This is a genomic window from Paraburkholderia sp. EG287B, from assembly GCF_040965595.1.
Classification (GTDB): domain Bacteria; phylum Pseudomonadota; class Gammaproteobacteria; order Burkholderiales; family Burkholderiaceae; genus Paraburkholderia.
The window spans coordinates 49,169-73,482 of the sequence record NZ_JBFRCG010000002.1 but is presented as its reverse complement, the minus strand read 5'-3'; the positions used below and the strand labels follow the sequence as shown (position 1 = coordinate 73,482).

The 24,314-nt window shown below is 65.4% G+C and carries 27 protein-coding genes; 18 read left to right on the top strand and 9 right to left on the bottom strand.

What is annotated here, in order from left to right:
* Positions 1 to 39 precede the first annotated feature (39 nt).
* Positions 40 to 1,101, top strand: a complete 1,062-nt coding sequence (locus AB4Y40_RS03045; RefSeq protein WP_368686394.1) for a permease — start codon at positions 40 to 42, stop codon at positions 1,099 to 1,101.
* A 104-nt stretch (positions 1,102 to 1,205) separates the two neighbouring features.
* Positions 1,206 to 1,628 (top strand): hypothetical protein, encoded by a 423-nt coding sequence (locus AB4Y40_RS03040; protein WP_042268617.1) that lies wholly within the window; start codon positions 1,206 to 1,208, stop codon positions 1,626 to 1,628.
* 18 nt (positions 1,629 to 1,646) lie between these two features.
* Here AB4Y40_RS03040 and AB4Y40_RS03035 read toward each other — a convergent pair whose 3' ends face one another.
* Together AB4Y40_RS03035 and nodI are read right to left on the bottom strand one after the other, a co-directional pair.
* Entirely contained in the window at positions 1,647 to 2,483 is an 837-nt protein-coding gene (locus AB4Y40_RS03035; protein WP_368686393.1) for an ABC transporter permease, read from the bottom strand.
* Positions 2,484 to 2,541: 58 nt separating this feature from the next.
* Positions 2,542 to 3,456: a nodulation factor ABC transporter ATP-binding protein NodI gene (gene nodI / locus AB4Y40_RS03030; protein WP_368686392.1), complete on the bottom strand. Its 915-nt coding sequence runs from the start codon at positions 3,454 to 3,456 to the stop codon at positions 2,542 to 2,544.
* A 320-nt stretch (positions 3,457 to 3,776) separates the two neighbouring features.
* Here nodI and AB4Y40_RS03025 point away from each other — a divergent pair, with 320 nt between their 5' ends.
* The gene (locus tag AB4Y40_RS03025) at positions 3,777 to 4,247 is read left to right on the top strand and encodes a universal stress protein (RefSeq protein WP_069267551.1); all 471 of its coding nucleotides are present in this window, start codon (positions 3,777 to 3,779) and stop codon (positions 4,245 to 4,247) included.
* A gap of 61 nt (positions 4,248 to 4,308) precedes the next feature.
* Here the strand turns inward: AB4Y40_RS03025 and AB4Y40_RS03020 are convergent, their stop codons facing one another.
* From AB4Y40_RS03020 to lexA, 3 genes are all read right to left on the bottom strand, one after another.
* Positions 4,309 to 4,992, bottom strand: coding sequence for a DUF2939 domain-containing protein (locus tag AB4Y40_RS03020; protein ID WP_368686708.1), 684 nt, complete (start codon positions 4,990 to 4,992; stop codon positions 4,309 to 4,311).
* A gap of 96 nt (positions 4,993 to 5,088) precedes the next feature.
* Positions 5,089 to 5,466 carry a hypothetical protein gene (locus AB4Y40_RS03015; protein ID WP_133184263.1) on the bottom strand — a complete coding sequence of 126 codons (378 nt, stop codon included), beginning with the start codon at positions 5,464 to 5,466 and terminating at the stop codon, positions 5,089 to 5,091.
* 80 nt (positions 5,467 to 5,546) lie between these two features.
* The gene (gene lexA, locus AB4Y40_RS03010) at positions 5,547 to 6,197 is read right to left on the bottom strand and encodes a transcriptional repressor LexA (RefSeq protein ID WP_042268621.1); all 651 of its coding nucleotides are present in this window, start codon (positions 6,195 to 6,197) and stop codon (positions 5,547 to 5,549) included.
* Between the two features lie 292 nt (positions 6,198 to 6,489).
* On the opposite strand from lexA, the gene AB4Y40_RS03005 reads away from it, so the two are divergent.
* The 6 genes from AB4Y40_RS03005 to AB4Y40_RS02980 all read left to right on the top strand — a co-directional run bounded on the left by AB4Y40_RS03005 (position 6,490) and on the right by AB4Y40_RS02980 (position 12,667).
* Complete coding sequence (locus AB4Y40_RS03005) at positions 6,490 to 7,548, top strand: sulfate ABC transporter substrate-binding protein (RefSeq protein ID WP_368686391.1); 1,059 nt, start codon at positions 6,490 to 6,492, stop codon at positions 7,546 to 7,548.
* Positions 7,549 to 7,674: 126 nt separating this feature from the next.
* Positions 7,675 to 8,574 (top strand): sulfate ABC transporter permease subunit CysT, encoded by a 900-nt coding sequence (gene cysT / locus AB4Y40_RS03000; RefSeq protein WP_368686390.1) that lies wholly within the window; start codon positions 7,675 to 7,677, stop codon positions 8,572 to 8,574.
* Positions 8,571 to 9,539, top strand: coding sequence for a sulfate ABC transporter permease subunit CysW (gene cysW / locus AB4Y40_RS02995; RefSeq protein ID WP_368686389.1), 969 nt, complete (start codon positions 8,571 to 8,573; stop codon positions 9,537 to 9,539). Before cysT ends, cysW begins: the two co-directional genes overlap by 4 nt.
* Positions 9,540 to 9,541: 2 nt before the next feature.
* Positions 9,542 to 10,600: a sulfate/molybdate ABC transporter ATP-binding protein gene (locus AB4Y40_RS02990; protein WP_368686388.1), complete on the top strand. Its 1,059-nt coding sequence runs from the start codon at positions 9,542 to 9,544 to the stop codon at positions 10,598 to 10,600.
* A gap of 61 nt (positions 10,601 to 10,661) precedes the next feature.
* Positions 10,662 to 11,588 carry a CysB family HTH-type transcriptional regulator gene (locus tag AB4Y40_RS02985; protein WP_266228933.1) on the top strand — a complete coding sequence of 309 codons (927 nt, stop codon included), beginning with the start codon at positions 10,662 to 10,664 and terminating at the stop codon, positions 11,586 to 11,588.
* Positions 11,589 to 11,638: 50 nt separating this feature from the next.
* Positions 11,639 to 12,667, top strand: coding sequence for an asparaginase (locus tag AB4Y40_RS02980; protein ID WP_368686387.1), 1,029 nt, complete (start codon positions 11,639 to 11,641; stop codon positions 12,665 to 12,667).
* Between the two features lie 87 nt (positions 12,668 to 12,754).
* On the opposite strand, the gene lysM is transcribed toward AB4Y40_RS02980, so the two are convergent.
* From lysM to gcl, 4 genes are all read right to left on the bottom strand, one after another.
* On the bottom strand, positions 12,755 to 13,264 hold the full coding sequence (lysM, locus tag AB4Y40_RS02975; protein ID WP_069267544.1) for a peptidoglycan-binding protein LysM: 510 nt from the start codon (positions 13,262 to 13,264) through the stop codon (positions 12,755 to 12,757).
* A 450-nt stretch (positions 13,265 to 13,714) separates the two neighbouring features.
* Positions 13,715 to 14,620: a 2-hydroxy-3-oxopropionate reductase gene (locus AB4Y40_RS02970; RefSeq protein WP_368686386.1), complete on the bottom strand. Its 906-nt coding sequence runs from the start codon at positions 14,618 to 14,620 to the stop codon at positions 13,715 to 13,717.
* A 43-nt stretch (positions 14,621 to 14,663) separates the two neighbouring features.
* Positions 14,664 to 15,461 (bottom strand): hydroxypyruvate isomerase, encoded by a 798-nt coding sequence (hyi, locus tag AB4Y40_RS02965; protein ID WP_368686385.1) that lies wholly within the window; start codon positions 15,459 to 15,461, stop codon positions 14,664 to 14,666.
* Positions 15,462 to 15,562: 101 nt separating this feature from the next.
* Positions 15,563 to 17,347: a glyoxylate carboligase gene (gene gcl, locus AB4Y40_RS02960; RefSeq protein WP_368686384.1), complete on the bottom strand. Its 1,785-nt coding sequence runs from the start codon at positions 17,345 to 17,347 to the stop codon at positions 15,563 to 15,565.
* 161 nt (positions 17,348 to 17,508) lie between these two features.
* Here gcl and AB4Y40_RS02955 point away from each other — a divergent pair, with 161 nt between their 5' ends.
* From AB4Y40_RS02955 to AB4Y40_RS02915, 9 genes are all read left to right on the top strand, one after another.
* Positions 17,509 to 18,417, top strand: coding sequence for a LysR family transcriptional regulator (locus tag AB4Y40_RS02955; protein WP_368686383.1), 909 nt, complete (start codon positions 17,509 to 17,511; stop codon positions 18,415 to 18,417).
* A gap of 124 nt (positions 18,418 to 18,541) precedes the next feature.
* Positions 18,542 to 19,330 carry an RNA polymerase sigma factor gene (locus AB4Y40_RS02950; protein ID WP_368686382.1) on the top strand — a complete coding sequence of 263 codons (789 nt, stop codon included), beginning with the start codon at positions 18,542 to 18,544 and terminating at the stop codon, positions 19,328 to 19,330.
* Positions 19,327 to 20,259, top strand: coding sequence for an anti-sigma factor (locus AB4Y40_RS02945; RefSeq protein WP_368686381.1), 933 nt, complete (start codon positions 19,327 to 19,329; stop codon positions 20,257 to 20,259). Before AB4Y40_RS02950 ends, AB4Y40_RS02945 begins: the two co-directional genes overlap by 4 nt.
* 197 nt (positions 20,260 to 20,456) lie before the next feature.
* Positions 20,457 to 20,828 carry a 30S ribosomal protein S6 gene (rpsF, locus tag AB4Y40_RS02940; RefSeq protein WP_028204897.1) on the top strand — a complete coding sequence of 124 codons (372 nt, stop codon included), beginning with the start codon at positions 20,457 to 20,459 and terminating at the stop codon, positions 20,826 to 20,828.
* A gap of 45 nt (positions 20,829 to 20,873) precedes the next feature.
* A complete protein-coding gene (gene priB / locus AB4Y40_RS02935) occupies positions 20,874 to 21,173 on the top strand; it encodes a primosomal replication protein N (protein ID WP_028204898.1) in 300 nt (99 codons plus the stop codon).
* A gap of 2 nt (positions 21,174 to 21,175) precedes the next feature.
* On the top strand, positions 21,176 to 21,451 hold the full coding sequence (gene rpsR, locus AB4Y40_RS02930; protein ID WP_110384466.1) for a 30S ribosomal protein S18: 276 nt from the start codon (positions 21,176 to 21,178) through the stop codon (positions 21,449 to 21,451).
* 27 nt (positions 21,452 to 21,478) lie between these two features.
* Positions 21,479 to 21,931: a 50S ribosomal protein L9 gene (gene rplI / locus AB4Y40_RS02925; protein ID WP_254314096.1), complete on the top strand. Its 453-nt coding sequence runs from the start codon at positions 21,479 to 21,481 to the stop codon at positions 21,929 to 21,931.
* 164 nt (positions 21,932 to 22,095) lie between these two features.
* Positions 22,096 to 23,478 carry a replicative DNA helicase gene (locus AB4Y40_RS02920; RefSeq protein ID WP_368686380.1) on the top strand — a complete coding sequence of 461 codons (1,383 nt, stop codon included), beginning with the start codon at positions 22,096 to 22,098 and terminating at the stop codon, positions 23,476 to 23,478.
* 205 nt (positions 23,479 to 23,683) lie between these two features.
* Positions 23,684 to 24,310 (top strand): DUF47 domain-containing protein, encoded by a 627-nt coding sequence (locus tag AB4Y40_RS02915; protein WP_069267536.1) that lies wholly within the window; start codon positions 23,684 to 23,686, stop codon positions 24,308 to 24,310.
* Positions 24,311 to 24,314: the final 4 nt, after the last annotated feature.

Here is a 24,314-nt window from a genome sequence, read left to right as displayed (position 1 = left end):
GGCGGCCGTCCATACGCTCAATCCCGGAGAATTTTCACAATGACGAGCGCACGTCCAGCGCAATCGCCCCCGTCTTACGGCTGGCCCATTTTCATTTTGCTGGCGGTGGCCGGCCTCTTCTACGTGAAGTGGTTCCCGTACTATCACCGCGCATTCACGGCCGAGGAAACCCACTCCATCGGCAAATCGATCCTGATGGGCGGCTCGGCCACGGCCCCCGACCCCTCGTTCTCCGCCGCGCTCGATTACGCCTACGCCTACGGCAAGGCGATCTGGCAGGCCATGGTGCTCGGCCTGCTGCTCGGCTCCGGCGTGCAGGCGCTCCTGCCCGTGCAGTGGGTCGCGCGCGTGCTCGGCCGGCGCGGCTTCGGCAGCGTGGCGGCGGGCGGCCTGCTCGCCGTGCCCGGCATGATGTGCACCTGCTGCGCCGCGCCCGTGGTGGTGGGCCTGCGCGCGCGCAATGCGTCGGCGGGCGGCGCGATCGCGTTCTGGCTCGGCAACTCCGTGCTCAATCCCGCCACGCTCGTGTTCATGGGCTTCGTGCTCGGCTGGCAATGGAGTGCGCTGCGTCTCACGCTGGGCTTGCTGATGGTGTTCGGCCTCGGCTGGGTCTGCAACCGGCTCGTGACGCCCGAGGAATCGCGCGCCGCCGACGATCGGTTGGCGCAACTCGCCCAGCAGCAGGCCGAGGGCGGCAACGTCTTCGTGCGCTGGGCGCGTATCTTTGCGCGTATGGCCGTGCGGCTGGTGCCGGAATACATCGTGCTGGTGCTGTTGCTTGGCGCGGCGCGCGCGTGGCTGTTCCCGCACATCGGCCCGGAAGTCACGAGCAGCCTTGGCTGGATCGTCACGTTCGCCGTGGTCGGCATGCTGTTCGTGATCCCCACGGCCGGCGAGGTCCCCATCATCCAGGCGATGCTCGCGCTCGGCATGGGCGTGGGACCCGCGGGTGCGCTGCTGATGACGCTGCCGCCCGTGAGCGTGCCGTCGTTCGCGATGCTGGCGGGCTCGTTCCGGCCGCGCATGCTCGCGGTCGTGGGCACGACGGTGGTGTTCTTCGGCATTGCCGCCGGGCTCGCGGCGGTGGCCCTGGGCTTCTAGGGACGCCGGGACGAGGCAGGCGCCATGCGTTCAGCGTTGGCATTCTTGTAATAAGCGGGCGGTTCGCCGTCCGCCACGGAGCGGGCCCCGGCCCGAAAACCAGCATGGCAAAGCAAAAAACCAATCCGAAACTCGAGCAGGCGCTCACGCGCGGCGATCTCGCCATTCGCCAGGCCAATTCGGCCCGCGCCACGGCGGTGCTGCGTGCGCTCGGCAAGATGATCGTCGAGGCTTCGGCCACCATCGGCGTCGAGGCGGATACCTCGATTCCCGACGGTGATCGCATCTACGACCCGGCCGACGGTCTCTGGCCGCAGTCGCTGCTGGTTTCGCTCGATGGCCCGGTGGAGGAGTCGGATCCCGAAGAGATCCGCACGGTGCGTTTGCTCGCCCAGACCCAATCGACGATGTTCCGCGTGGAATGGCATCGCGCCGACGGCAAGGTCGGCCGCCAGGAAGGCGGCCCGTTCGCGACGGTCGCGTTTATTTCGGACGTCGATATTCCCTGGGGCGACGACGAGGACTGAGCGCCTCGCGGTGCCGTTTCAGCGCATCATGCGTCGGCGAAACAGCACGGATGCGATCGCGAACGGCACCACCACGTAGATCGCGAGCACCAGCAGGTGCAGGCCGGCCTGCTCGACAGGCCGGTCGAGCATGGCGGGGCGGATCAGCGCAACGGCGTGCGCGAGCGGCAGCATCAGCGTGATGTGCTGTGCGGCCGCGGGCAGTTGCGCGATCGGAAAGAACACGCCGGAGAGCAGCAGCATCGGCGTGAGCACGAGCGTCTGATAAAACATGAAGAAGTCGTAGGACGGCGCGAGCGCGGTGACGATCATCGCGCAGCTCGCGAACGCGAGGCCCGCGAGCGCGATCACGGGCAGCGCGAGCAGCATGGAAGGAAAGCTCGCGTAGCCGAGCAGGCCCGCCACCACCATGATCGCCACGCCCGAGAGCACCGACTTGCTCGCGGCCCACATCACCTCGCCGAGCACGACGTCGCCGAGCGTGAGCGGCGTGTGCATGATCGCTTCCCACGTGCGCTGCACGTGCATGCGCGAGAAGCCCGAGTACATCGACTCGAAGCTCGCCGACATCATCACCGAAGACGACACCGTGCCCGCCGCGAGAAACGCGATGTACGAGACGCCGTCGACGTGCCCGACCATCAGCCCGAGCCCGAAGCCGAGACCGAACAGATAGATCATCGGGTCGGCGAGATTGCCGAACATCGACGCGAGGGCGAGCTTGCGCCAGACCAGATAGTTGCGCCGCCACACGGCCATCCAGTGCGTGGCGTTCGAAGGCAGCGCGGCGCGCGGCTCGCGCACGCTCGCATGCTCGGGGCGCGAGGGCGTCGGGTTGTTGGTGCGTGTCTGCATGGTGTCCTTGGCGATTCGTACGCCGCCGTCGATCTTGCCGCCGTTAATCCAGCCGCCGTTAATCCTGCATCTCGCGGCCAGTGAGCCGCAGGAACACGTCTTCGAGATTCGCGGGCCGGTGCAGGTAGCGCAAATCGGAGCGATGGCGCAGCTTCGCATGGACGGGCGCGGGGTCGTCCACATAGCAGAACAGCGTCTCGCCGCTGATCTCCGTGCGCTTCGCATCGCCCGCGAGTTCGTCGCGCAGCGCCACCGGGTCCGGTCCGTACACCTCGATCACGTCGCAGCCGATCTCCGATTCGATCAGCGCCTTGGGTGCGCCCTCGGCGATCTTGCGGCCTTCCTCGATCACGCAGACGCGATTGCAAAGCCGTTCGGCCTCCTCCATGAAATGCGTGGTGAGGAGGATCGTCTTGCCGCGCGCGAGCAGCGAGCGCAGCCGCTCCCAGATCAGATGCCGCGCCTGCGGATCGAGGCCCGTGGTGGGCTCGTCCATCACGAGCACGTCGGGGTCGTTCACGAGCGCGCGCGCGAGCGTGAGACGCCGGCGCATGCCGCCGGAGAGCTCGCCCACGCGCGCGTCGGCCTTGCTTTCGAGGCGCGCGAATTCGAGCAGCGGCGCGACGAGGTCGCGCGTTTCGCGCGCAGACAAGCCGAAGTAGCGGCCGAACACGAGCAGGTTCTCGCGCACGGTGAAGTCGGGGTCGAGATTGTCGAACTGCGGCACCACCCCCACGCGCTGGCGGGCGTGGCGTGCGCGCGCCGGCACCGGCTCGCCGCACAGGCTGATGCGACCCGCATCGGGCGAAACGATGCCGAGCAGCATGCGCAGCGTCGTGGTTTTCCCCGCGCCGTTCGGGCCGAGCAGTCCGAAGCACTCGCCGGGAACGACGTCGAACGACAGGCCGTTGACGACCGCCCTGTCTCCGTAATGTTTGATGACCTGCTCGAATTCGATGGCGGGTGCTGGCATGGACCGGTTGAACGTGAGTCGAACGGGCATCGCGCGAGTCGCTCGAAGTACCGAACGAAAAATCGCACGAAACAAGGCGGCCCATTTTAGTGCATTGCTGCGTGGCGGGTCGGGCCGCGCTTCGAAGCGGTTTGACGATACGCGGGCAAATGCATGTCACGGCAAGCATTCAGCACTGAGCAAGATGCGTGCGGCGGTCGCGACACATCTGGCGTTTTTCGATGCACACCTGGCGTTTTCCAGCCCTTGCATGTGGAATTGCGGCGCACCATCATGAGAATCGCACAGCCTGCAAATCACGCGGGCGGGGAGAAGCGATCATGGCGAGCTATAAAAAAATTCTGCTCTGTTACGACGGCTCGCGCGAAGGCCGCAAGGCACTGCGTTGCGGCGCCGATCTTGCACTCGATCTGCAAGCCGAGACGCATTTGCTCTCGGTCGTCGACATGCGTTCGACGATTGCGCAGAGCGCCGGCCTGCTGACCGATGTGGCCTGCGGCCGCTTCGAAGAAACGGCGCGCGAGATCCTTCAGGAAGGCGTGGACTGGCTAACCGAGCGCGGCGTGCGCGCTCAGGGGCATTTCGCGTTCGGTCATCCGATCGACGAAATCGCGAATCTGGCCAACGAGCTGAATGCCGACCTCGTGGTGGTGGGCCACCGCTGCCGCACGGGGCTCTCGCGCTGGTGGATGGGCGCGGGCAACACGCCGCTGCTCGACCGCGTATCGTGCAGCATTCTGGTGGCGTGTTCGTCGGCGGCTGAGGAAAAGCAGCAGCAAGCCGCCGCATAGCGGATCAAGCGGGCCGGTTCGTAGAGAGCCGGCCTGGCTCGGCTGTCACCACCGGTCTGTCTCAGTTCGAGACGTTGCCTTCGTCGAGCTCGACGGCCGAGAGCTTCCACGAGAAGAGCCCGTGACGCTGCAGGATGGCGGCGTAGTGCTCGCCCGTACTGCCGCGGTCCCACGTGAGCGCGAACTCGTTGAGGCCGCGATAGCCGGCCGTGGTCACTGGCCGGGCCTCGGGCGCGGGATTGCCGGATGCCGCCGGGGCCGGTGGCGAGGCAGAGGCGGGTGCCGATTGCGCCGGTTCCGCCGATTGCGTGGATGGCGCGCCGGATTCCGCCGGCGGCGGCGCGTGCGGGCGGTCGCCGGGCTTGCCCGTCGGCGGCATGCCATCGAGCAGGGCGGCCACGCCTTCCGGTGTGGCGTAGGCATCGACGAGCGGACTAATCAATGCCGCGCCAATCACGGCGCCGAGGATCAGCAGCGGATTGCTGCTGTGCTGCCCCTCGACGCGCCGATGCAGCATCTCGCCCACCTGCTGTTTCAGGCTCAGGCGCAGCGCAGGGTAATCGACGTACTCGTTGAGCGCGACGGCGTCACGCGCATCGGCGGCGGCTTTCATGTGCTTCACCGCGATATAGGGCGACGCATAGGCGTAGCCGATCGCGGCAACCACCATTGCGACGGCAACCGTGATCGCGACGGGCTTTTTCCAGCCTTGGGTCTTACGCGGGGTAGAGAGAGATTCCGTCATCGGCATAGGGCAAATCGTTTAAACACGGTGTTGACCGCAAACCAGGCCAAACGATCCCGCCCGTAACCTCTTCTCACATTTCAGCTGCGTTCCTGCTTACTTCGCGAGCGCCGCGGGCAGGTCGCTGTGCTGTTCGGCGATGCAGCGGTCGATCGCGCGGCAAACCGCGTCGACCGTACCGACGAGGATGAGCCGCGACGGGCCCTGATAGACGCGCACGGGCGCGCGGCGCATGGGCTGTTCGGTGTTGAGCGTGCTGTTGAGCGACACGCGCGCAAACGCGGGCTGGGCCGAGGGCAGCACGGGCAGGTCGGCCGTGCTGGCCGCCACCATCTCTGGCGAGTCTTCGAAAAGCGAGCCGCTCAGCGCGGCAGCCGAACCGCGCACTTCGCGGACCGCGCACGAGGCGATTCCACGGAGATGGCGAAGACGGCCGAATTGGCGGAAGGGCAGCAGGCGGGCAAGGCGTTCCATGACTCTCTCCAGGTAGTGCGCAGACGGTGCGTGCGCAAACTCTGCGCGAACTGCGCGCAAACTACGCGCAGACGGATTGCTTAGAATTCGGTGGGGCGGATCAGGCCGACCGCAATGCCTTCGAGCGCGAATTCCGCGCTGCCGGCCTCGACAAAAATATTGTCGTAGTCGGGGTTCTCGGCGATCAGCTCGAGCCCGTTCGGACGGCGCTTCAGGCGCTTCACGGTGACGTCGTCGCCAAGGCGCGCCACGATGATCTGGCCGTCTTTCGCTTCGGCCTTCTTCTGCACGGCTAGCAGGTCGCCGTCGAGGATGCCGGCGTCGCGCATGGACAGGCCGCGCACCTTCAGGAGGTAGTCGGGGCGGCTCGAGAAGAGCGCCGGGTCGCACATGTAGTTCTGCGAGATGTGCTCCTGCGCGAGGATCGGGCTACCCGCCGCGACGCGGCCGACGAGCGGCAGCGAGAGCTGCATGATGCTCGGGTGCGGGAGCGTGAACTGGTGCGGCAGGTCGTCGGGCCCCGGCACGAGACGGATGCCGCGCGAGGCGCCCGCAGCCAGTTCGATCACGCCCTTGCGCGCCAGCGCACGCAGATGCTCCTCCGCGGAGTTGGCCGAGCTGAAGCCGAGTTCCGCCGCGATCTCGGCGCGCGTGGGCGGGAAGCCCGTGCGCTCGATGGCCCGGCGAACCAGATCGAAAACCTGCTGCTGTCGTGCGGTGAGTTTGGTCATGGCGCCACTGTATGTTTGAACAGGTAACTGTATTTTTATACAGTACTCGCCACTTTTCAAGTGTTACTTGAAGTTCATCGACTGAGCGTTGCCATCAGGCCGCTTTCCCGTGTTTGCGCGGATGAAACCGCGTTCCAGCAGCGACTTCCTCTGCCCTTACCACTTTTGCGTATTAAAAAATGAGAAAACATCATTTTTAATAATGTAAGCGGATCGCTAGACTGGCCTCCATCGTTAGCTGCAACTCACCAATGAGCGCAAACGAGCACACACGAGAACGGAGAACAGATAGATGGGCACGACACATACGGGGCGCGCGGGCTGGCTGAAAACACTGGCGGCAAAACTGGTCATCGGCGTTGCGCCGCTCGTCGGGGTCACGGCGATGGCGGCCATGGCGCCCATCGCCGCTCACGCGGATACCTCGCTGCTCAATGTCTCCTACGATCCGACGCGCGAGCTGTACCAGGACATCAACGAAGCCTTCATCAAGCAGTGGAAGGCGAAGACGGGCGAAACGCTCACCATCAAGCAGTCGCATGGCGGCTCGGGCGCACAGGCGCGCTCGGTGCTCGACGGCCTGCAGTCCGACGTCGTGACGCTCGCGCTGGCATGGGACATCGACGCGCTCGCCAACAAGGGCATCGTCGCGAAGGACTGGCAAAAGCGTCTGCCCGACAACGCCTCGCCGTACACGTCGACCATCGTGTTCCTCGTGCGCAAGGGCAACCCCAAGCACATCAAGGACTGGGACGATCTGACCAAACCGGGCGTCTCGATCGTCACGCCGAATCCGAAGACCTCGGGTGGCGCGCGCTGGAACTATCTCGCGGCGTGGGCGTATGCGCTGCACCAGCCGGGCGGCAACGAGCAGAAGGCGAAGGACTTCGTCGCGAAGCTCTACAAGAACGCGGGCGTGCTCGATTCGGGCGCGCGCGGCGCGACGACGAGCTTCGTGCAGCGCGGCATCGGCGATGTGCTGATTGCATGGGAGAACGAATCATTTCTCTCGCTCAAGGAGTTCGGCCCGGACAAGTTCGAGATCGTGGTGCCCTCCGTGAGCATTCTGGCTGAGCCGCCGGTCGCCGTGGTGGACAAGGTCGTCGACAAGAAGGGCACGCGCAAGGAGGCCGAGGCCTACCTGCAGTTCCTCTATAGCGAAGAGGGCCAGGAGATCGCCGCGAAGAACTTCTACCGTCCGCGTTCGGACAAGGTCCCGGCGGCGCTCACGGCGAAGTTTCCGAAGCTCAAGCTCTACACGGTCGACGACACCTTCGGCGGCTGGCCCAACGCGCAGAAGACGCATTTCGCAGATGGCGGCGTGTTCGATTCGATCTATCAGCCGCAGTAAAGCTGTCGGGCAGTACGCGGTCCGCATAACGACGTGACCGCATAACAACGAAGCGCGCCTACGGGCGCGCTTTTCGGCGCGAATTGGCAACGCACGAATCGCGCAACCCATGTCTGGACGATGAGCATGACAACGTTTCGATTGCGCAAGCCCAGTGCGCTGCCTGGCTTCGGCTTGACGCTCGGCATCACGGTGGCTTACCTGAGCCTCGTGGTGCTCATTCCGCTTGCCGCCACCTTTCTCAAGACGGCGACACTCGACTGGAGCCAGTTCGTGCGCGCCGTGTGGTCGCCGCGCGTGATCGCGTCGTACCGGCTCACGTTCAGCGCCGCGCTCGGCGGGGCACTGATCAATGCGGTATTCGGCTTCCTGCTCGCTTGGGTGCTCGTGCGCTATACGTTCCCGTTCAAACGGGTGATCGATGCGCTCGTCGATCTGCCGTTCGCATTGCCCACTTCCGTGGCGGGCATTTCACTCGCCGCCGTGTATGCGGGCAACGGCTGGATCGGCCAGTTTCTGCAGCCGCTCGGTCTGAAGGTCGCCTTCACGCCGCTCGGCGTGCTCGTGGCGCTGACCTTCATCGGCTTGCCGTTCGTCGTGCGCACGGTGCAGCCGGTGCTCGAGGACTTCGAGCGCGAACAGGAAGAGGCCGCCGCGTGCCTCGGCGCAACGCGCTGGCTCACGTTCCGCCGTGTCGTGCTGCCCGCGGTGCTGCCGGCGCTCCTCACCGGCTTCGCGCTCGCGTTCGCGCGTGCGCTGGGCGAGTACGGCTCGGTCATCTTCATCGCCGGCAACGTGCCGATGAAGTCGGAGATCACGTCGCTGCTCATCATCACGAAGCTCGAGCAATACGACTATGCGGGCGCGACGGCACTCGCCGTAATGATGCTCTGCGTGTCGTTCGTCATGCTGCTCCTCATCAATTCGCTGCAGTGGTATTTGCAACGCCGCACGAGCCGCGGCGTCTCGGCCGGCAGCGCGCCGAATGCCGTGGCGGGCGCAACCGTCGCGGGAGGTGCGCAATGAGCACGCTGCCGCAACAACGCAGCACGCGCCGGCCGGATCCGGTCACCGAATCAGCGTGGGTGCGCTGGCTGCTGACTGGCATCGCGCTCGCGTTTCTCGCGCTGTTTCTCGTGGTGCCTCTCGTCGCCGTGTTCTGGCAGGCGTTGTCGAAGGGCATCGGCTTCTATTTCACGTCGCTCGTCGATCCCGATGCGCTCGCCGCGATCAGGCTCACGCTCATCACCGCGGCGATCGCGGTGCCGCTGAATCTGGCCTTCGGCCTCGCGGCTTCATGGGCGATCGCGAAGTTCGAGTTTCGCGGCAAAGCGCTGCTAACCACGCTGATCGACCTGCCGTTTTCGGTTTCGCCCGTGATTTCAGGGCTCATCTACGTGCTGCTGTTCGGTGCGCAGGGCTGGCTCGGACCTTGGCTCGAAGACCACGACGTGCAGATCATCTTCGCGGTGCCGGGCATCGTGCTCGCCACGATCTTCGTGACGTTCCCGTTCGTCGCGCGCGAGCTGATTCCGCTGATGCAGGCGCAGGGCAACGACGAAGAAGAGGCCGCCCACGTGCTGGGCGCCTCGGGCTGGCAGATGTTCCGCCGCGTGACGCTGCCCAATATCCGCTGGGGTCTGCTGTACGGCGTGATTCTCTGCAATGCGCGTGCGATGGGCGAGTTCGGCGCAGTCTCCGTGGTGTCGGGTCATATTCGCGGCCAGACCGACACGATGCCGCTGCACGTCGAGATCCTTTACAACGAGTACAACTTCGCGGCGGCATTTGCCGTCGCATCGCTGCTCGCGTTGCTCGCGCTCGTCACGCTCGGCCTGAAGCTGCTCGCGGAGCGCCGCCTTTCGGCGCAACTGCGCCGCGCGGACGAGATTCCCGCTTACGCCGGCCCGCAAGCCGTGGCCGTGCAACACGTTTCACAACACGCAGCGCCTCGCGCCGTGCGCCAACCGATTCAAGCAGGGGAGCAGTAAACATGGGCATCACCGTCAGCAATCTGCACAAGCGCTTCGGCGACTTCACCGCCCTCGACAACGTCTCGCTCGACTTTCCGCCGGGCGAACTGGTTGCGCTGCTCGGACCTTCCGGTTGTGGCAAGACCACGCTGCTGCGCGTGATCGCGGGCCTCGAATACGCCGACGCGGGCCAGGTCGTGCTGCAAGGCCAGGACGTGGGCGAGGTGGGCGCGCGCGAGCGCCAGGTGGGCTTCGTGTTCCAGCATTACGCGCTGTTCCGCCACATGACGGTGTTCGAGAACGTGGCGTTCGGCCTGCGCGTGAAGCCGCGCAGCGAGCGGCCCTCGGAGGCCGTGATTCGCGCGAAGGTGCATGAATTGCTCAAGCTCGTGCAACTCGACTGGCTCGCGCAGCGCTATCCGTCCGAGCTGTCGGGCGGCCAGCGTCAGCGCATCGCGCTGGCGCGCGCGCTCGCCGTCGAGCCGAAGGTGCTGCTGCTCGACGAACCGTTCGGTGCGCTCGACGCCAAGGTGCGCAAGGAGTTGCGCTCGTGGCTGCGGCGCCTGCACGACGACCTGCACATCTCGACGATCTTCGTTACGCACGACCAGGAGGAGGCGCTCGAGGTGGCCGATCGCATCGTCGTGATGAATCATGGGCACGTGGAGCAGGTGGGCAGCCCGCAGGACGTCTATGATCATCCGCAGACGGCTTTCGTCTACGAATTCCTCGGCGCCGCGAACCGGCTGCGCGGCAGCGTCGACGCACGCGGTTTCGTCGCCGAGGGCGCCGCGCAGCCGATCTCGGTGCACGCGGGCTTCGAAGGCCCGGCGCTTGCCTACGTACGGCCGCACGACCTCGTGCTGCACCGCGAAGCGAGCGATCATCGCGACGGCATCGTCGTCGACGTGCGCCGCGTGGTGACGCTGGGCGGCTCGGTGCGCGTGGAGCTGGAAAGCCGCACGGGCGGCGCGCTCGAAGCCGAGCTCGACCGCGAGTCGTGGCGCGCGCTGGGGCTTTCGGTGGGCGAGGGCGTGACGGCGGTGCCGCGCGGGCTGCGCGTATTTCCGGCGCAATGAGCGTTACAGTGCTCACATCGACAAAAACGAATAATCGGTCAGCAGTCCTGGAGAGAAGACCATGAATTTTCAGCAGTTGCGCTTCGTGCGCGAAGCCGTGCGGCAGAACATGAACCTGACCGAAGTCGCGAACGTGCTGTATACGTCGCAATCGGGCGTCTCCAAGCAGATCAAGGATCTCGAAGACGAACTCGGCGTGGACATTTTCATTCGCCGCGGCAAGCGTCTGACCGGCCTCACGGAGCCGGGCAAGGCCGTGCATCAGCTGATCGAGCGAATGCTGCTCGACGCCGAGAACCTGCGCCGCGTCGCGCGCCAGTTCGCCGACCAGGACAGCGGCCACCTCGTGGTCGCGACGACGCACACGCAGGCGCGTTACGCGCTGCCGAAGGTCGTGCACCAGTTCCGCGAAGTGTTTCCGAAGGTCCACCTCGCGCTGCGCCAGGGCAATCCGCAGCAGATCGCGCAGATGATCATCAACGGCGAGGCCGACCTCGGCATCTCGACCGAGGCGCTCGACCGCTTCCCCGATATCGTCACGTTCCCGTGCTACTCGTGGCATCACGTGGTGGTCGTGCCGAAGACGCATCCGCTCGTGGGCCGCGAAAATCTCACGCTCGAAGACGTGGCCGAGTATCCGGTCATCACCTACGACCAGGACTTCACGGGCCGCTCGCATATCGACCAGGCGTTCGCGAAGGCGAGCGTGGTGCCCGACGTGGTGCTGACCGCCATCGACGCGGACGTGATCAAGACCTACGTCGAACTCGGCATGGGCGTGGGCATCGTCGCGGCGATGGCCTACGACCCGAAGCGCGACAGCGAACTCGTCGCGCTCGACACGGAGCATCTCTTCGACGCGAGCACGACCCGGGTGGGCCTGCGCAAGGGCGCGTTCCTGCGCCAGTACGCATACCGGCTCATCGAAATGTTCGCGCCGCAGCTGACCGAGCAGCAGATCGCGAGCCAGCTGCGCGAGGCAACCTGAAAAGCGCGCTGATTTTCTCGGCGGGCGGCGGATCGCTTAAAATCGCCGCCATGAATACTTCCACTTCCTCTTCCGCGGCGGCGCCCAGCGCGCTGCCGCGCATCGCCGTGCTCGCCACCGGCGGCACGATTGCGGGCTCCGCCGCGGACGCCGCGAACACCGCGGGCTACCAGGCCGGCGTGATCGGCGTCGCGCAACTGCTCGCAGCGGTGCCGGGCATCGACGCCATCGCGCAGATCCATGCCGAGCAGATCGCGAGCATCGACAGCAAGGACATGTCGCTTGCGCTGTGGACCACGCTCGCGCAGCGCGTGAACGAACTGCTGGCCAGCGACGAAGTCGATGGCGTGGTGATCACGCACGGCACCGATACGCTCGAAGAAACCGCGTACCTGCTGCATCTCACGGTGAAGAGCGCGAAGCCATGCATTTTGACGGCGGCCATGCGGCCCGCCACGGCGCTCTCCGCCGACGGCCCGCTCAATCTGCTCAATGCCGTCACGCTCGCGGCGAGCGAGGCGGCGGCCGGGCAGGGCGTGCTGGTGGCGTTCAATAACCGCATTCATTGCGCGCGCGACGTCGCGAAGGTCAGCACCTACGCGGTGGATGCCTTCCAGTCGCCGGAAATCGGCGCGCTGGGCTGGGTGCAGGATGGCCGCGTGGAATTCCAGCGTCGCGCGCTGCGCCCGCATACGGTCGATGCGCCGTTTGCGGCGTCGGCGCAATGGCCGCAGGTCGAGATCGTGACGAGCTACGCGGGCGTGTCGCGCGCGGCGGTCGAAGCGCTCGTTGCCGCCGGTGTGGATGGGCTCGTCGTGGCCGGTACCGGCAACGGCTCGATTCACGGCTCGTTGCAGCAGTCGCTCGCCGAGGCGGCCGCCAAGGGCGTGGCCGTCGTGCGTGCCTCGCGCGTCGGCTCGGGTCATGTGATGCACAACGGCGCGGCCAAGGACGATACGCTCGGCTTCGTCTCGTCGGGCACGCTCAGCCCGTACAAGGCGCGTGTGCTGCTGCTGCTCGCGCTGGCAGCCGGCACGACCGACAAGGCGGGACTGCAGGACGTGTTCGACACGTACTGAGGCTGGCCGCGCACAAGGAGAAACGGGCCTGGCGGATTGCTCCGCCAGGCCCGTTGCGTTTCTGGCCGTGCTTGCGTGGCGCCGCGCTTACTGCAGCGGCGGAATCACGAGCACCTGACCCGGATAGATCTTGTCCGGGCTCTTGAGCATCGGCGTGTTCGCCTCGAAGATCGCGTCGTTCTTCGCGCCGCTGCCGTAGTACTTTTCGGCGATCTTCCAGAGGTTGTCGCCGGCAACGACCGTGTGGTGCTGCGCTTCGGGCGCGGGGTTCGTGACGGTCATCTGATCGTCGACCTTGTCGACGTTCTGCACGTTGCCGGCCGCGACGAGGATCTTCTCCTTCGTCGGCTGGTCGGCGGCGTTGCCGGTGACCGTCACCGTGTGCGAGACGCCGTCGTAGGTCACGCCGAGGTTGTCGGCGTCGAGGCCCTGCGAGCGGATATAGGCCGCGATCGCGTCGCCGGCCTTCTGGTTCAGTTCGGCGAGATTCGCTGCGGGGTCTGCCGGTGCGGCGGCGGGTTCCGCGGCGGCGGCCGGCGCTGCAGCCGTGCCGAACAGTTTTTCGCCTGCTTCCTTGATGAAATTGATAATGCCCATCGATCACACTCCTCACGTTCTGGAAATGACTGGGTGGTCACGCGTCGTGTCCACCTTGACCCGTCTGCGTGACAGCCGGATGAAAGCACAATTCTAGAAACGCGGCCGCGAAGGCGTCCATCGGGGCAGCGTCAAAGAGTGTGAAATCGGGGAGAGAAAAGAGAGGGCAAAGAAAAACGGGCATCCGACACGCGGACACCCGATGACGACGTCTGACCGACCAAGGCTTCCCCGTCGTCACCGGGCGCCGCTTTCGGACCCCACTGGCCGCCCTCAGCCCAGAGCGGCACCGATTTGCTTCGCGGCGGTTGCCGCCGCCGCGAAGCGCCCCACGGGAGGCTCGTGCGCTTCAGTCGTTGCGCGCGAGCCGGTATGCGTGATCCGGTTCTGCGGGCGGTCCGCGCGTTGCGTCGCGCAAACCGCCGTCCTGCTGCCTGCTACGGCTAAAACTCAAGCCGCCTTCACTTGCGTTTGCGGCTCGGCGATCTCGAAGTTCGCCATGATTTCGAGCGCGCGGATCATGGCCGAGTGGTCCCATGCCTTGCCGCCGTTCGCGGCGCACACGCTGAAGAGCTGCTGCGCGCTCGCCGTATGCGGCAGCGCGATGCCCAGCTTGCGCGCGCCGTCGATCGCGAGGTTCAGGTCCTTCTGGTGCAGTTCGATGCGGAAGCCCGGATTGAACGTGCGCCTGGTCATGCGCTCGCCGTGCACTTCGAGAATGCGCGACGAAGCGAAGCCGCCCATGAGGGCCTTGCGCACGCGCTCGGGGTCCGCGCCCGAACGTGCCGCGAACAGCAGCGCTTCGGCCACGGCTTCGATGTTCAGCGCGACGATGATCTGGTTCGCCACCTTGCAGGTCTGGCCCGCGCCGTTGTCACCGATGAGCGAAATGTTCTTGCCCATCAGTTCGAACAGCGGCTTGGCAAGATCGAACGACTGCTGCGGGCCGCCCACCATGATCGTGAGCGTGGCTTCGCGTGCGCCGACTTCGCCGCCCGAGACCGGCGCGTCGAGATAGTCGCAGCCGAGCGCGTTGATCTGTTTGGCGAACTGCTGCGTTTCGAGCGGCGAGATCGAGCTCATGTCGATCACGAGCTTGCCGGCCGAGAGACCGTTGGCGACGCCGTCGTCGGCGAACAGGACGTTGGCGACATCAGGCGTGTCCGGCACCATCACGATGACGAGGTCCGAGACCTTTGCGACAGCCGTCGAATCGGCGACGACTTCGGTTTGCGTGCGCAGGTCGTCGGGCACCGGGTACTTGCCGTTCACGGCGAGCGTGTGGCCGCCCTTGATGAGGTTGCGTGCCATGTGCGCGCCCATGATGCCGAGTCCGATAAAGCCAATCTTTGCCATCTTGTGTCTCCGTGAAAGCGAATGCGTGAATGTGCGTAGGGGCTCAGGCGAGTTCGGCGGTGCGCTGCTTCGCGCTGCGCAGCCAGCCAAGTCCTTCGACGGTCGTCGTGCGCGGCTTGTACTCGCAGCCGATGTGGCCTTCGTAGCCGAGCGAGTCGAGCAGATCGAACAGGAACGGGTAGTTGATTTCGCCCGTGCCCGGTTCGTTGCGGCCAGGATTGTCGGCGAGCTGGACGTGGGCGATCTTCGCGAAGTGCTTCTTGATCGTCGCGGCGAGTTCGCCTTCCATACGCTGCATGTGATAGATGTCGTACTGCAGGAACAGGTTGTCCGAGCCGGTCTTTTCGATCACGTCGAGCGCTTCGCCCGAGCGGTTCAGCGCGAAGCCGGGAATGTCGTACGAATTGCACGGCTCGACGAGCAGGCGGATGCCTTCGCGTTTCAGTTCGCCGGCTGCGTAGCGCAGGTTCTCGACGATGGTGGCGAGCGCCGTGTCGCGATCGACGCCGGCCGTCGGAATGCCGACGAGGCAGTTCAGTTGCGGCACCTTCAGCGCCTTCGCATAGTCGATCGCGCGGCCCACGCCTTGCTGGAACTCGCCGCGCCGCTCGGGCAGGCAGGCAATGCCGCGCTCGCCCGCTTCCCAGTTGCCGGCGGGCAGGTTGTGGAGGACGAGCTTGAGCCCGTTGACCTCGAGGCGCTCGGCCAGCTCGGCGGCCTTGTATGGATACGGGAACAGGAACTCCACGGCGTCGAAGCCCGCTTGCGCGGCCGCGGCGAAGCGGTCGAGGAAGGGCACTTCGTTGAACAGCATGGTGAGGTTCGCGGCGAATTTTGGCATGGTGCTGGGTCTCGCTGGTCGGTCAGTAAAGGAAGTCAGTCAGGCAGCGCGCCGATGCCGTGCGCGCTGCCCGTGCTGCGTTGATGCGGGCTCGAGTGCGCTCAGTCGAGGGCATTGATCGCGCTGATGGCAGTCGGCGCGTGCTCGGGCTTTTCGGCCAGTTCCTCGAACTCGTTGATGGCGTCGATCTCGGTGCCCATCGAGATGTTGGTCACACGCTCGAGAATCACTTCGACGACGACCGGCACGCTGTGCTCGGCGGCGAGCGCTTGAGCCTGCTTGAGCGCCGGGGCGATCTCTTCCGGCTTGAACACGCGCAGCGCCTTGCAGCCGAGGCCTTCGGCGACCGTGACGTGATCCACGCCATAGCCGTTCACTTCCGGCGCGTTGATGTTCTCGAACGCGAGCTGCACGCAGAAGTCCATGTCGAACGCGCGCTGCGCCTGGCGGATCAGGCCGAGATACGAGTTGTTCACGACCACGTGCACGTAAGGCAGCTTGAACTGCGCGCCCACGGCCAGTTCTTCGACCATGAACTGGAAGTCGTAGTCGCCTGAGAGCGCCACGATGGGACGCGTCGGATCGGCTGCGCGCACACCGAGCGCCGCCGGAATCGTCCAGCCGAGCGGGCCCGCCTGGCCGCAGTTGATCCAGTTGCGCGCCTTGTACACGTGCAGGAACTGCGCGCCGGCGATCTGCGAAAGGCCGATGGTGCTCACGTAGCAGGTGTCGCGGCCAAACGCCTTGTTCATCTCTTCGTACACGCGTTGCGGCTTGATCGGCGTGTTCTCGAAGTGCGTCTTGCGAAGCATCGTGCGCTTGCGTTGCTGGCAGTCGGCCACCCACGCGCTGCGGTCCTTCAGCTTGCCCGCGGCCTTCCATTCCCTGGCGATCTCGACGAACAGTTCGAGCGCGGCCTTCGCGTCCGAGACGATGCCGAGATCGGGGCCGAACACGCGGCCGATCTGCGTGGGTTCGATATCGACGTGCACGAACTTGCGGCCCTTCGTGTACACCTCGACGCTGCCCGTATGGCGGTTCGCCCAGCGGTTGCCGATGCCGAGCACGAAGTCGGAGGCGAGCATCGTGGCGTTGCCGTAGCGGTGCGAGGTCTGCAGGCCGACCATGCCGGCCATGAGCGGATGGTCGTCGGCAATCGCGCCCCACGACATGAGCGTCGGGATCACGGGCACGCCCACCGTTTCGGCGAACTGCACGAGCAGGTCTTCGGCGGCTGCGTTGAGCACGCCGCCGCCCGAGACGATCAGCGGCTTGTCGCTGGCGTTGAGCAGTTCGAGCGCGGCTTCGATCTGCTTGCGCGTCGCCTTCGGCTTGTAGACCGGCAGCGGCTCGTACGTGTCGATGTCGAATTCGATTTCGGCGAGCTGCACGTCGATCGGCAGATCGACCAGCACCGGACCCGGACGGCCCGAGCGCATCAGATGGAACGCCTGCTGGAACACGCGCGGCACGAGCGCCGGCTCGCGCACGGTGACGGCCCACTTGGTGACGGGCTTGGCGATCGACTCGATGTCGACGGCCTGGAAGTCTTCCTTGTAGAGGCGGGCGCGCGGCGCCTGGCCCGTGATCGCGAGGATCGGAATCGAATCGGCCTGGGCCGAGTAGAGGCCCGTGATCATGTCGGTGCCCGCGGGGCCCGAGGTGCCGATACACACGCCGATGTTGCCCGGCGTGGCGCGCGTATAGCCTTCGGCCATGTGCGAGGCGCCTTCGACGTGGCGCGCCAGCACGTGCGTGATGCCGCCAGCCTTTTTCATCGCCGAATAGAACGGATTGATGGCTGCGCCCGGCACGCCGAAAGCGGTATCGATGCCTTCTTTTTCGAGCACCAGCACTGCGGCGTCGACGGCTCTCATTTTGGCCATGATTGTCTCCTGAATGTCTCGTATGCGAGGAATGGCGATGCGTTGAGGCCCACTTTAGGGGCGCAGGAAAGGTTTGATAAGATCAGTCCAGGTCGTTTATTCCGAAACAAAAAGTATGGAATTCCGGCGGGATGCGGCTTCCGGCTGGATGGAGACAAGCAATGGACCGCTTCAAGCAGATCGAAACCTTCGTGCGCGTCGCGGACGCGGGCAGCCTCGCGGCGGCGGCGCTCGAGGAAGGCGTCTCGCCGGTGATCCTCGGGCGTCGTATCGACGCGCTGGAAAAGCGCCTCGGCGTGAAGCTCATCTACCGTTCCACGCGGCGGCTCGTGGTGAGCGAGGAGGGCGCGGCCTTTCTCGAACGCTGCCGCGGGCTGCTCGCCGACTGGGACCAGGCCGAAAACGAGCTGTCCGCCGGGCGCCAGGTGGTGAGCGGCCATCTGATCGTGTCGGCGCCGGCGGCGTTCGGGCGCAAGCACGTGGCGCCGCTCGCCCCCGAGTTTCTCGCCGACAAGCCCGAACTCCAGGTGTCGTTCAATCTCACCGACCGTGTGGTCGATCTGGTGCGCGAGGGCTACGACCTGTCGATTCGCATCGGCGGCGCGGTGGACCCGAACTTCGTCGCCGTGAAGCTCGCCACCAACCGGCGCGTCGTGTGCGGCACGCCCGAATATTTCCGCAGGCACGGGCGGCCGAAAGCGCTCGAAGACCTGCCGAACCACAATTGCCTGGCGTTCAACCTGCAGGGCGGCCAGAACCGCGGCTGGTACTTCAGCCGCGGCGGCAAGCTCGTCACCGTGCGCGTGGGCGGCACGCTCGACTGTAACGACGGCGAGCTGCTGCACCGCTGGGTGACCGAGAGCCTCGGCCTCGGCTGGCGTTCGACCTGGGAGATCGACGCCCAGCTCGCGCGCGGCGAACTCGAAACGGTGCTCGACGAATACGCGCTGCCCGATTACGACATCCTCGCGGTGTATCCGCAGCAGCGCTACGTGCCGGCGCGCGTGCGCTACTTCATCGACTACCTCAAGGAGGTCTACGCGCGGCCGGGGTATTGGGCCGGCGCGTAATCGCGCGCTTCGCATTTATTTTTCGTTTTCGTGCGTACGGAGCGGGAATAAACTGGCCCGAGCTTCGGTAGTGCCTGTATGCGGCCACGGTCGCGTAAGCCAAACGAAGACGCGAGGGGACGACGTGGGAGAAACCGCGTACGAGCAGGATGAGGCCGCACGCAGCCGCCGCTTTCAGGCGCTGGCGCTGCCGCATCTCGATGCGGCCTACAACCTCGCGCGCTGGCTCTCGCGTAACCCGGGCGACGCGGAAGATATCGTTCAGGAGGCGTTTCTGCGGGCGTTCCGCTTCTTCGACGCGTTTCGCGGCGATGAAGCCCGTCCCTGGCTCCTCGCGATCGTGCGGCGCGTCTGGTACGACGAATGGCGGCGGCGCGCGGGCGCGGAAGAGGTGGCGCCGTTCGACGAGTTGCGCGACGACGCGCCGCTCGAAGGCTGGGAAACGGGCGGCGTCGATCCCGAGACGCTCGCGATCCGCGCCGAAGACACCCGTCACGTGCAGGACGCGCTCAGGCGCCTGCCGGTGGAGTATCGGGAAGTACTGGTGCTGCGCGAGCTGGAGGAGCTGGGCTATCGCGAGATCGCGGCGATCGCCGATCTGCCGCTCGGCACCGTGATGTCGCGGCTCGCGCGTGGCCGCAGACGGTTGGCGACGCTGCTGGCGGCGTACCACGGCGGCGAGCGCAACAGGTCAGCCGCGGGTAGTGCAGTCGATGAGACTGCCGACGATTCGGTTGTCCGCGCCCACGGCTGCGCGGACGACAGGGCAGGAGTCGGGGGAAGCAGTCAAGCCAGGAGACCATCCGGCCGGGGGAACGGCGGTCGGTTCCGCGAGGAGCCGGCCGCCGACGGCGGAGCGCCGTTGCGCCCTCGCTCTCAAACCGAAGGCCCGAACGACGGAGGCGCCAGATGAACTGTAACGAAGCGCGCCCGCTGGTCGACGCGAGCGTCGACCGCGAACTCTCCGCTGCCGACGAATGGCGTGTGCGCGAGCATCTCGCAGGCTGCGAGCAATGCCGCCGTGTCGCCGACGATGCGCAGGCCATCTCTCGAATGATTCGATCCGCGCCGTACCACCGTGCGCCGGCTGGGCTGGCTGCGCGCATCGTCGCGGGATTGCCGGCGACCGAAACGGTTGCGGCGCCTGAAAGGGCAACACCTTCGCCAGCCCCCGCACACGACTCGGGCGGCTGGCGCGCCTGGCTGCGCAACTGGTGGCCGGGCAGCGGCGGCGGGGCGCGTGGCATCGCGGGCGGTCGTGGCTGGGGCGCTGCGTCCGCCAACGCGGGGCCGCACGCGGCCACGCTCGCGTGGTTCGGCTGCGCGTTGTTGATCCTTTGTGCGCTGGCGGTGATCGCCACGCTGCATCTGCGCCGCCCGGCCGCTGAGACGGCCTTCGTCGACGATCTCGTGTCGAGCCACGTGCGGGCCCAGATTTCGGGCCGCGATATCGACGTGATCTCGACGGACCGCCATACCGTGAAGCCATGGTTCAACGGCCGCATCGACTACGCGCCGCCGGTCTTCGATCTCGCGCAACAGGGCTTTGCGCTCGCGGGCGGACGTCTCGATTATGTGGGGCGCGAACGCGTCGCCGTGCTCGTCTATCACCATGGCAAGCACGTGATCGATGTCTATGTGTTCCCGCCGGGCGCGGGCGGACCGGCCGTCTCGGGCGCCCCGCCGCAGAGTTCGAGCGAAGGCTACGCACTCCTGCGCTGGCAGGCGGCGGGCATGACCTGGTGGGCCGTGTCGGACGCCGGTGCGGACGCGCTGGACGGCCTGCGCGCGGCGCTCGACGCCCGTCTCGCGGGCGGCGCGAGCGAGGCGGCCGGCAGCTAAGCTGGCGCGCCACACGGGCGCGGTGGGACGCTTTCAGTACGCGCCCCGCCGCGCAAGTCATTGAAAACACGCCCGATTCATCGCCAGAACGCACGATCTGTCTTGCGTGCGTAGCCCATCCGCGCTACAATCTTCGGCTTCTCACTTGCCGCACCGGTTCCGACGCCCGGGTGGCTTTAATCCAAAAGGAGTGATACATGCGTCATTACGAAATCGTCTTTATCGTGCACCCGGATCAGAGCGAGCAAGTGCCCGCCATGATCGAGCGCTACAAGGGCACGATCACCTCGCACGGTGGCCAGATCCACCGCATCGAAGACTGGGGCCGTCGTCAACTGGCCTACATGATCGAGAAACTCGCGAAGGCTCACTACGTCTGCATGAACATCGAATGCGACCAGACCACGCTCGACGAACTGGAACACGCGTTCAAGTTCAACGACGCTGTTCTGCGTCACCTCATCGTCAAGATGAAGAAGGCCGAAACCGGCCCGTCGCCGATGATGAAGGAAGTGCAGCGCGAAGAAGCCAAGAAGGCGGCTGCCCAGCCGACCGAAGCGCAGGCTTAAGTACGTAAGCCATCAGGATTCGAGCAAAGTCATAGCCAACCCCGCGTGAACAGGCTTCAACTTACCGCTAGCGTCGTCGAACGCGAACCGGTGCGGTATACCCCCGCCGGCGTTCCGATCGCAAGCGTCACGTTGCAGCACCGCACGGAGGTCGTCGAGGCCGGCATTCCCCGCTTCGTCGAACTCACGATGCCCGCGGTGGCGGCCGGCAAAGCCTGCGGTCTCGTAGAAAGCTGTGAGATGGGCGTGGAAGCGCTCTTCACCGGTTTTCTGGCGAAAAAGCACCGCAATGCGCGAACCCTGGTGTTTCACATCACCGAAATGCAAGGCACAGGAAAGGACTAATCATGCCCCGCCCGACTGGTAAGAAATTCGACAAGCGTCGTCAGCAACAAAACCCGCTCTTCAAGCGCAAGAAGTTCTGCCGCTTCACGGCTGCAGGCGTCGAGCAGATCGACTACAAGGACCTCGATACGCTGAAGGACTTCATCGGCGAAAACGGCAAGATCACGCCGGCTCGTCTGACGGGTACGAAGGCCCACTATCAGCGTCAGCTGGACACGGCTATCAAGCGCGCGCGTTTCCTCGCGCTGATGCCGTACACCGACCAGCACAAGGCCTAATAAGACGACGCGATAAGGAGCAATAGAATGCAGATCATTCTTCTGGAAAAAGTCGTCAACCTGGGTAACCTCGGCGACATCGTCAAGGTGAAGGACGGTTACGCACGTAACTTCCTGATCCCGAACAAGAAGGCACGCCGTGCTACGAAGGACGCAATCGCTGAATTCGAAGTCCGCCGCGCAGAACTCGAAAAGGTCGCCGCTGAAAAGCTGGCAGCAGCTCAAGCCGAAGGCGAAAAGCTGAACGGCCTGACCGTCCAGATCGGCCAGAAGGCCGGCGTGGACGGCCGCCTGTTCGGTTCGGTCACGAACGCGGACATCGCCGTTGCGCTCACGAAGCAAGGCTTCGCAGTGGAAAAGGCGCAAGTGCGTCTGCCGGAAGGCCCGCTGAAGATGGTGGGCGACCACCCGGTGCAGGTTGCGCTGCACACCGACGTCGTCGTCGACGTCACGGTGTCGGTGCTGGGCGAGCACGCCTAAGTACCCACGTGCGGCCCTCGCGGGCCGCGCGGTTTGACGCAAGACTCAGGAAGGGCAGGAGCCGCAGGGCTTCTGCCTTTTTTGTTGTGCGCTGCCTGGACGCTACGCGCGTTGCAAGTTTTCAAGCTTGTTCGAGGCACCCCCTTGTCCGATAATTGCCCTCCATGAACGCTCCGAAAGATCCCCAACTCGACTCGCTGAAAGTCCCGCCGCATTCGATCGAAGCCGAGCAATCGGTGCTCGGCGGCCTGCTGCTGGATAACGGCGCATGGGACCGGATTGCCGACTTCCTCTCGCAAAGCGACTTCTATCGCTACGACCACCGCATCATCTTCGAGCACATTGGCCGGCTGATCGCCGCCACGCGCCCGGCCGACGTGGTGACGGTGTACGAGGCGCTCGGCACCTCGGGCAAAGCGGATGACGTGGGCGGCCTCGCGTACCTGAACGCGCTCGCGCAGAACACGCCGAGCGCCGCGAACATTCGCCGCTACGCGGAAATCGTGCGTGACCGCGCGGTGCTGCGCCGCCTCGTTTCCGTCGCCGACGAGATTTCCGCCGACGCCTTCAACCCGCAGGGCAAGGAAGTGCGCCAGCTGCTCGACGAGGCGGAGTCGAAGGTGTTCTCGATCGCCGAAGACGGCGCGCGCGGCACCCAGGGCTTTCTCGAGATCGGGCCGCTGCTCACGCAGGTCGTGGAGCGCATCGACACGCTCTATCACACGGCCAACCCGAGCGACGTCACGGGCACGCCTACGGGCTTCATGGACCTCGACCGCATGACGTCGGGCATGCATGGCGGCGAGCTGATCATCGTGGCAGGGCGCCCCTCGATGGGTAAGACCGCGTTCTCGATGAACGTCGGCGAGTACGTGGCCGTGGAGTATGGTCTGCCGGTGGCGGTGTTCTCGATGGAAATGCCGGGCACGCAGCTCATCATGCGTATGCTCGGGTCGGTTGGCCGTCTGGATCAGCACCGCATGCGCACGGGCCGCCTGACCGACGAGGATTGGCCGAAGCTCACGCACGCTGTGCAGAAAATGAGCGAGGCGCAGATCTTCATCGACGAAACCGGCGGCCTGAACCCGATGGAATTGCGCTCGCGCGCGCGGCGTCTGTCGCGCCAGTGCGGCAAGCTCGGGCTCATCATCATCGACTACCTGCAGCTGATGAGCGGCTCGGGCACGGGCGAGAACCGCGCGACCGAAATCTCGGAAATTTCGCGCTCGCTCAAGAGCCTGGCGAAGGAACTGGATGTCCCGGTGATCGCGCTCTCGCAGCTGAATCGCGGGCTGGAGCAGCGTCCGAACAAGCGGCCGGTGATGTCGGATCTGCGCGAATCGGGCGCAATCGAACAGGACGCGGACGTCATCCTGTTCATCTATCGCGACGAAGTCTACAACCCCGACAGTCCCGACAAGGGCACGGCCGAAATCATCATCGGCAAGCAGCGTAACGGTCCGATCGGACCCGTTCGCCTCACGTTCCACGGCCAATACACGAAGTTCGATAATTTTGCCGGGGCGCAGACCTTCTACGGCGAATAACGCAAAGCGTTGCGCGGCTTGCGCCAAAGTGGCGCAAATGCCGCTTTGGCGACTGCCGATCCATGCGGTAGCTCTCGCCTGACGATACAATATTGCCGTTTTATGACAGTCAGCTCTGTCGCTTATTTTGCCGCCTTGTTGCCGTGAAGTGAACGCGAAGTCACCGCTTCGTGACGGCAATCCGAGACCAATTTCCGGGATACCAATGTTCGGCCGATTCATGCCCACCGAGGGCAAGTTCTTCGAGATTTTCAATGCGCATGCGAAATGCATCGTTTCCGCGAGCCGCGAACTCGAACTCCTGATCGATAACCTCGCTGACGCCGAGGTCCACAAGCAGAATGTGCAGGCCTCCGAAAAGGCCGCCGACAAGCTCACGCACGAGGCGATCGACCTGCTGCACAAGACCTTCATCACGCCGCTCGACCGCGACGAGATCCACAAGCTGATCACGACGATGGACGACTGCCTCGACCTCATGGAGGACGTTGCCACCGCCATTTCGCTCTACGACGTGCAAGCCGTGACCGCCGAGGCGAGCCAGCTCGCGCACGTGGTGACGGCCACGGCCGAGCGCGTGCAGCTGGCGGTGGGCCTGCTCTCCGACATGAAGCAGGCGCGCGAGATCCTGCAGGCCTGCGAAGACATCGACCGCCTCGAATCCGACGCCGACCGCTTGCTGCGCGGGGCCATTTCGAAGCTCTTCCGCGAGGAAGACGACGTCAAGAACCTGATCAAGCTGAAGGCGATCTACGAACTGCTCGAGGCGATCACGGACAAGTGCGAGGATGTCGCGAACATCATCGAAGGCATCGTGCTAGAGAACGCCTGAGCAC

Bases quoted from the DNA above. Each gene is read 5' to 3' on its own strand.
- AB4Y40_RS03045 (WP_368686394.1), top strand. From the start codon at position 40: ATGACGAGCGCACGTCCAGCGCAATCGCCCCCGTCTTACGGCTGGCCC.
- AB4Y40_RS03040 (WP_042268617.1), top strand. From the start codon at position 1,206: ATGGCAAAGCAAAAAACCAATCCGAAACTCGAGCAGGCGCTCACGCGC.
- AB4Y40_RS03035 (WP_368686393.1), bottom strand. From the start codon at position 2,483: ATGCAGACACGCACCAACAACCCGACGCCCTCGCGCCCCGAGCATGCG.
- nodI (WP_368686392.1), bottom strand. From the start codon at position 3,456: ATGCCAGCACCCGCCATCGAATTCGAGCAGGTCATCAAACATTACGGA.
- AB4Y40_RS03025 (WP_069267551.1), top strand. From the start codon at position 3,777: ATGGCGAGCTATAAAAAAATTCTGCTCTGTTACGACGGCTCGCGCGAA.
- AB4Y40_RS03020 (WP_368686708.1), bottom strand. From the start codon at position 4,992: ATGACGGAATCTCTCTCTACCCCGCGTAAGACCCAAGGCTGGAAAAAG.
- AB4Y40_RS03015 (WP_133184263.1), bottom strand. From the start codon at position 5,466: ATGGAACGCCTTGCCCGCCTGCTGCCCTTCCGCCAATTCGGCCGTCTT.
- lexA (WP_042268621.1), bottom strand. From the start codon at position 6,197: ATGACCAAACTCACCGCACGACAGCAGCAGGTTTTCGATCTGGTTCGC.
- AB4Y40_RS03005 (WP_368686391.1), top strand. From the start codon at position 6,490: ATGGGCACGACACATACGGGGCGCGCGGGCTGGCTGAAAACACTGGCG.
- cysT (WP_368686390.1), top strand. From the start codon at position 7,675: ATGACAACGTTTCGATTGCGCAAGCCCAGTGCGCTGCCTGGCTTCGGC.
- cysW (WP_368686389.1), top strand. From the start codon at position 8,571: ATGAGCACGCTGCCGCAACAACGCAGCACGCGCCGGCCGGATCCGGTC.
- AB4Y40_RS02990 (WP_368686388.1), top strand. From the start codon at position 9,542: ATGGGCATCACCGTCAGCAATCTGCACAAGCGCTTCGGCGACTTCACC.
- AB4Y40_RS02985 (WP_266228933.1), top strand. From the start codon at position 10,662: ATGAATTTTCAGCAGTTGCGCTTCGTGCGCGAAGCCGTGCGGCAGAAC.
- AB4Y40_RS02980 (WP_368686387.1), top strand. From the start codon at position 11,639: ATGAATACTTCCACTTCCTCTTCCGCGGCGGCGCCCAGCGCGCTGCCG.
- lysM (WP_069267544.1), bottom strand. From the start codon at position 13,264: ATGGGCATTATCAATTTCATCAAGGAAGCAGGCGAAAAACTGTTCGGC.
- AB4Y40_RS02970 (WP_368686386.1), bottom strand. From the start codon at position 14,620: ATGGCAAAGATTGGCTTTATCGGACTCGGCATCATGGGCGCGCACATG.
- hyi (WP_368686385.1), bottom strand. From the start codon at position 15,461: ATGCCAAAATTCGCCGCGAACCTCACCATGCTGTTCAACGAAGTGCCC.
- gcl (WP_368686384.1), bottom strand. From the start codon at position 17,347: ATGGCCAAAATGAGAGCCGTCGACGCCGCAGTGCTGGTGCTCGAAAAA.
- AB4Y40_RS02955 (WP_368686383.1), top strand. From the start codon at position 17,509: ATGGACCGCTTCAAGCAGATCGAAACCTTCGTGCGCGTCGCGGACGCG.
- AB4Y40_RS02945 (WP_368686381.1), top strand. From the start codon at position 19,327: ATGAACTGTAACGAAGCGCGCCCGCTGGTCGACGCGAGCGTCGACCGC.
- rpsF (WP_028204897.1), top strand. From the start codon at position 20,457: ATGCGTCATTACGAAATCGTCTTTATCGTGCACCCGGATCAGAGCGAG.
- rpsR (WP_110384466.1), top strand. From the start codon at position 21,176: ATGCCCCGCCCGACTGGTAAGAAATTCGACAAGCGTCGTCAGCAACAA.
- rplI (WP_254314096.1), top strand. From the start codon at position 21,479: ATGCAGATCATTCTTCTGGAAAAAGTCGTCAACCTGGGTAACCTCGGC.
- AB4Y40_RS02920 (WP_368686380.1), top strand. From the start codon at position 22,096: ATGAACGCTCCGAAAGATCCCCAACTCGACTCGCTGAAAGTCCCGCCG.
- AB4Y40_RS02915 (WP_069267536.1), top strand. From the start codon at position 23,684: ATGTTCGGCCGATTCATGCCCACCGAGGGCAAGTTCTTCGAGATTTTC.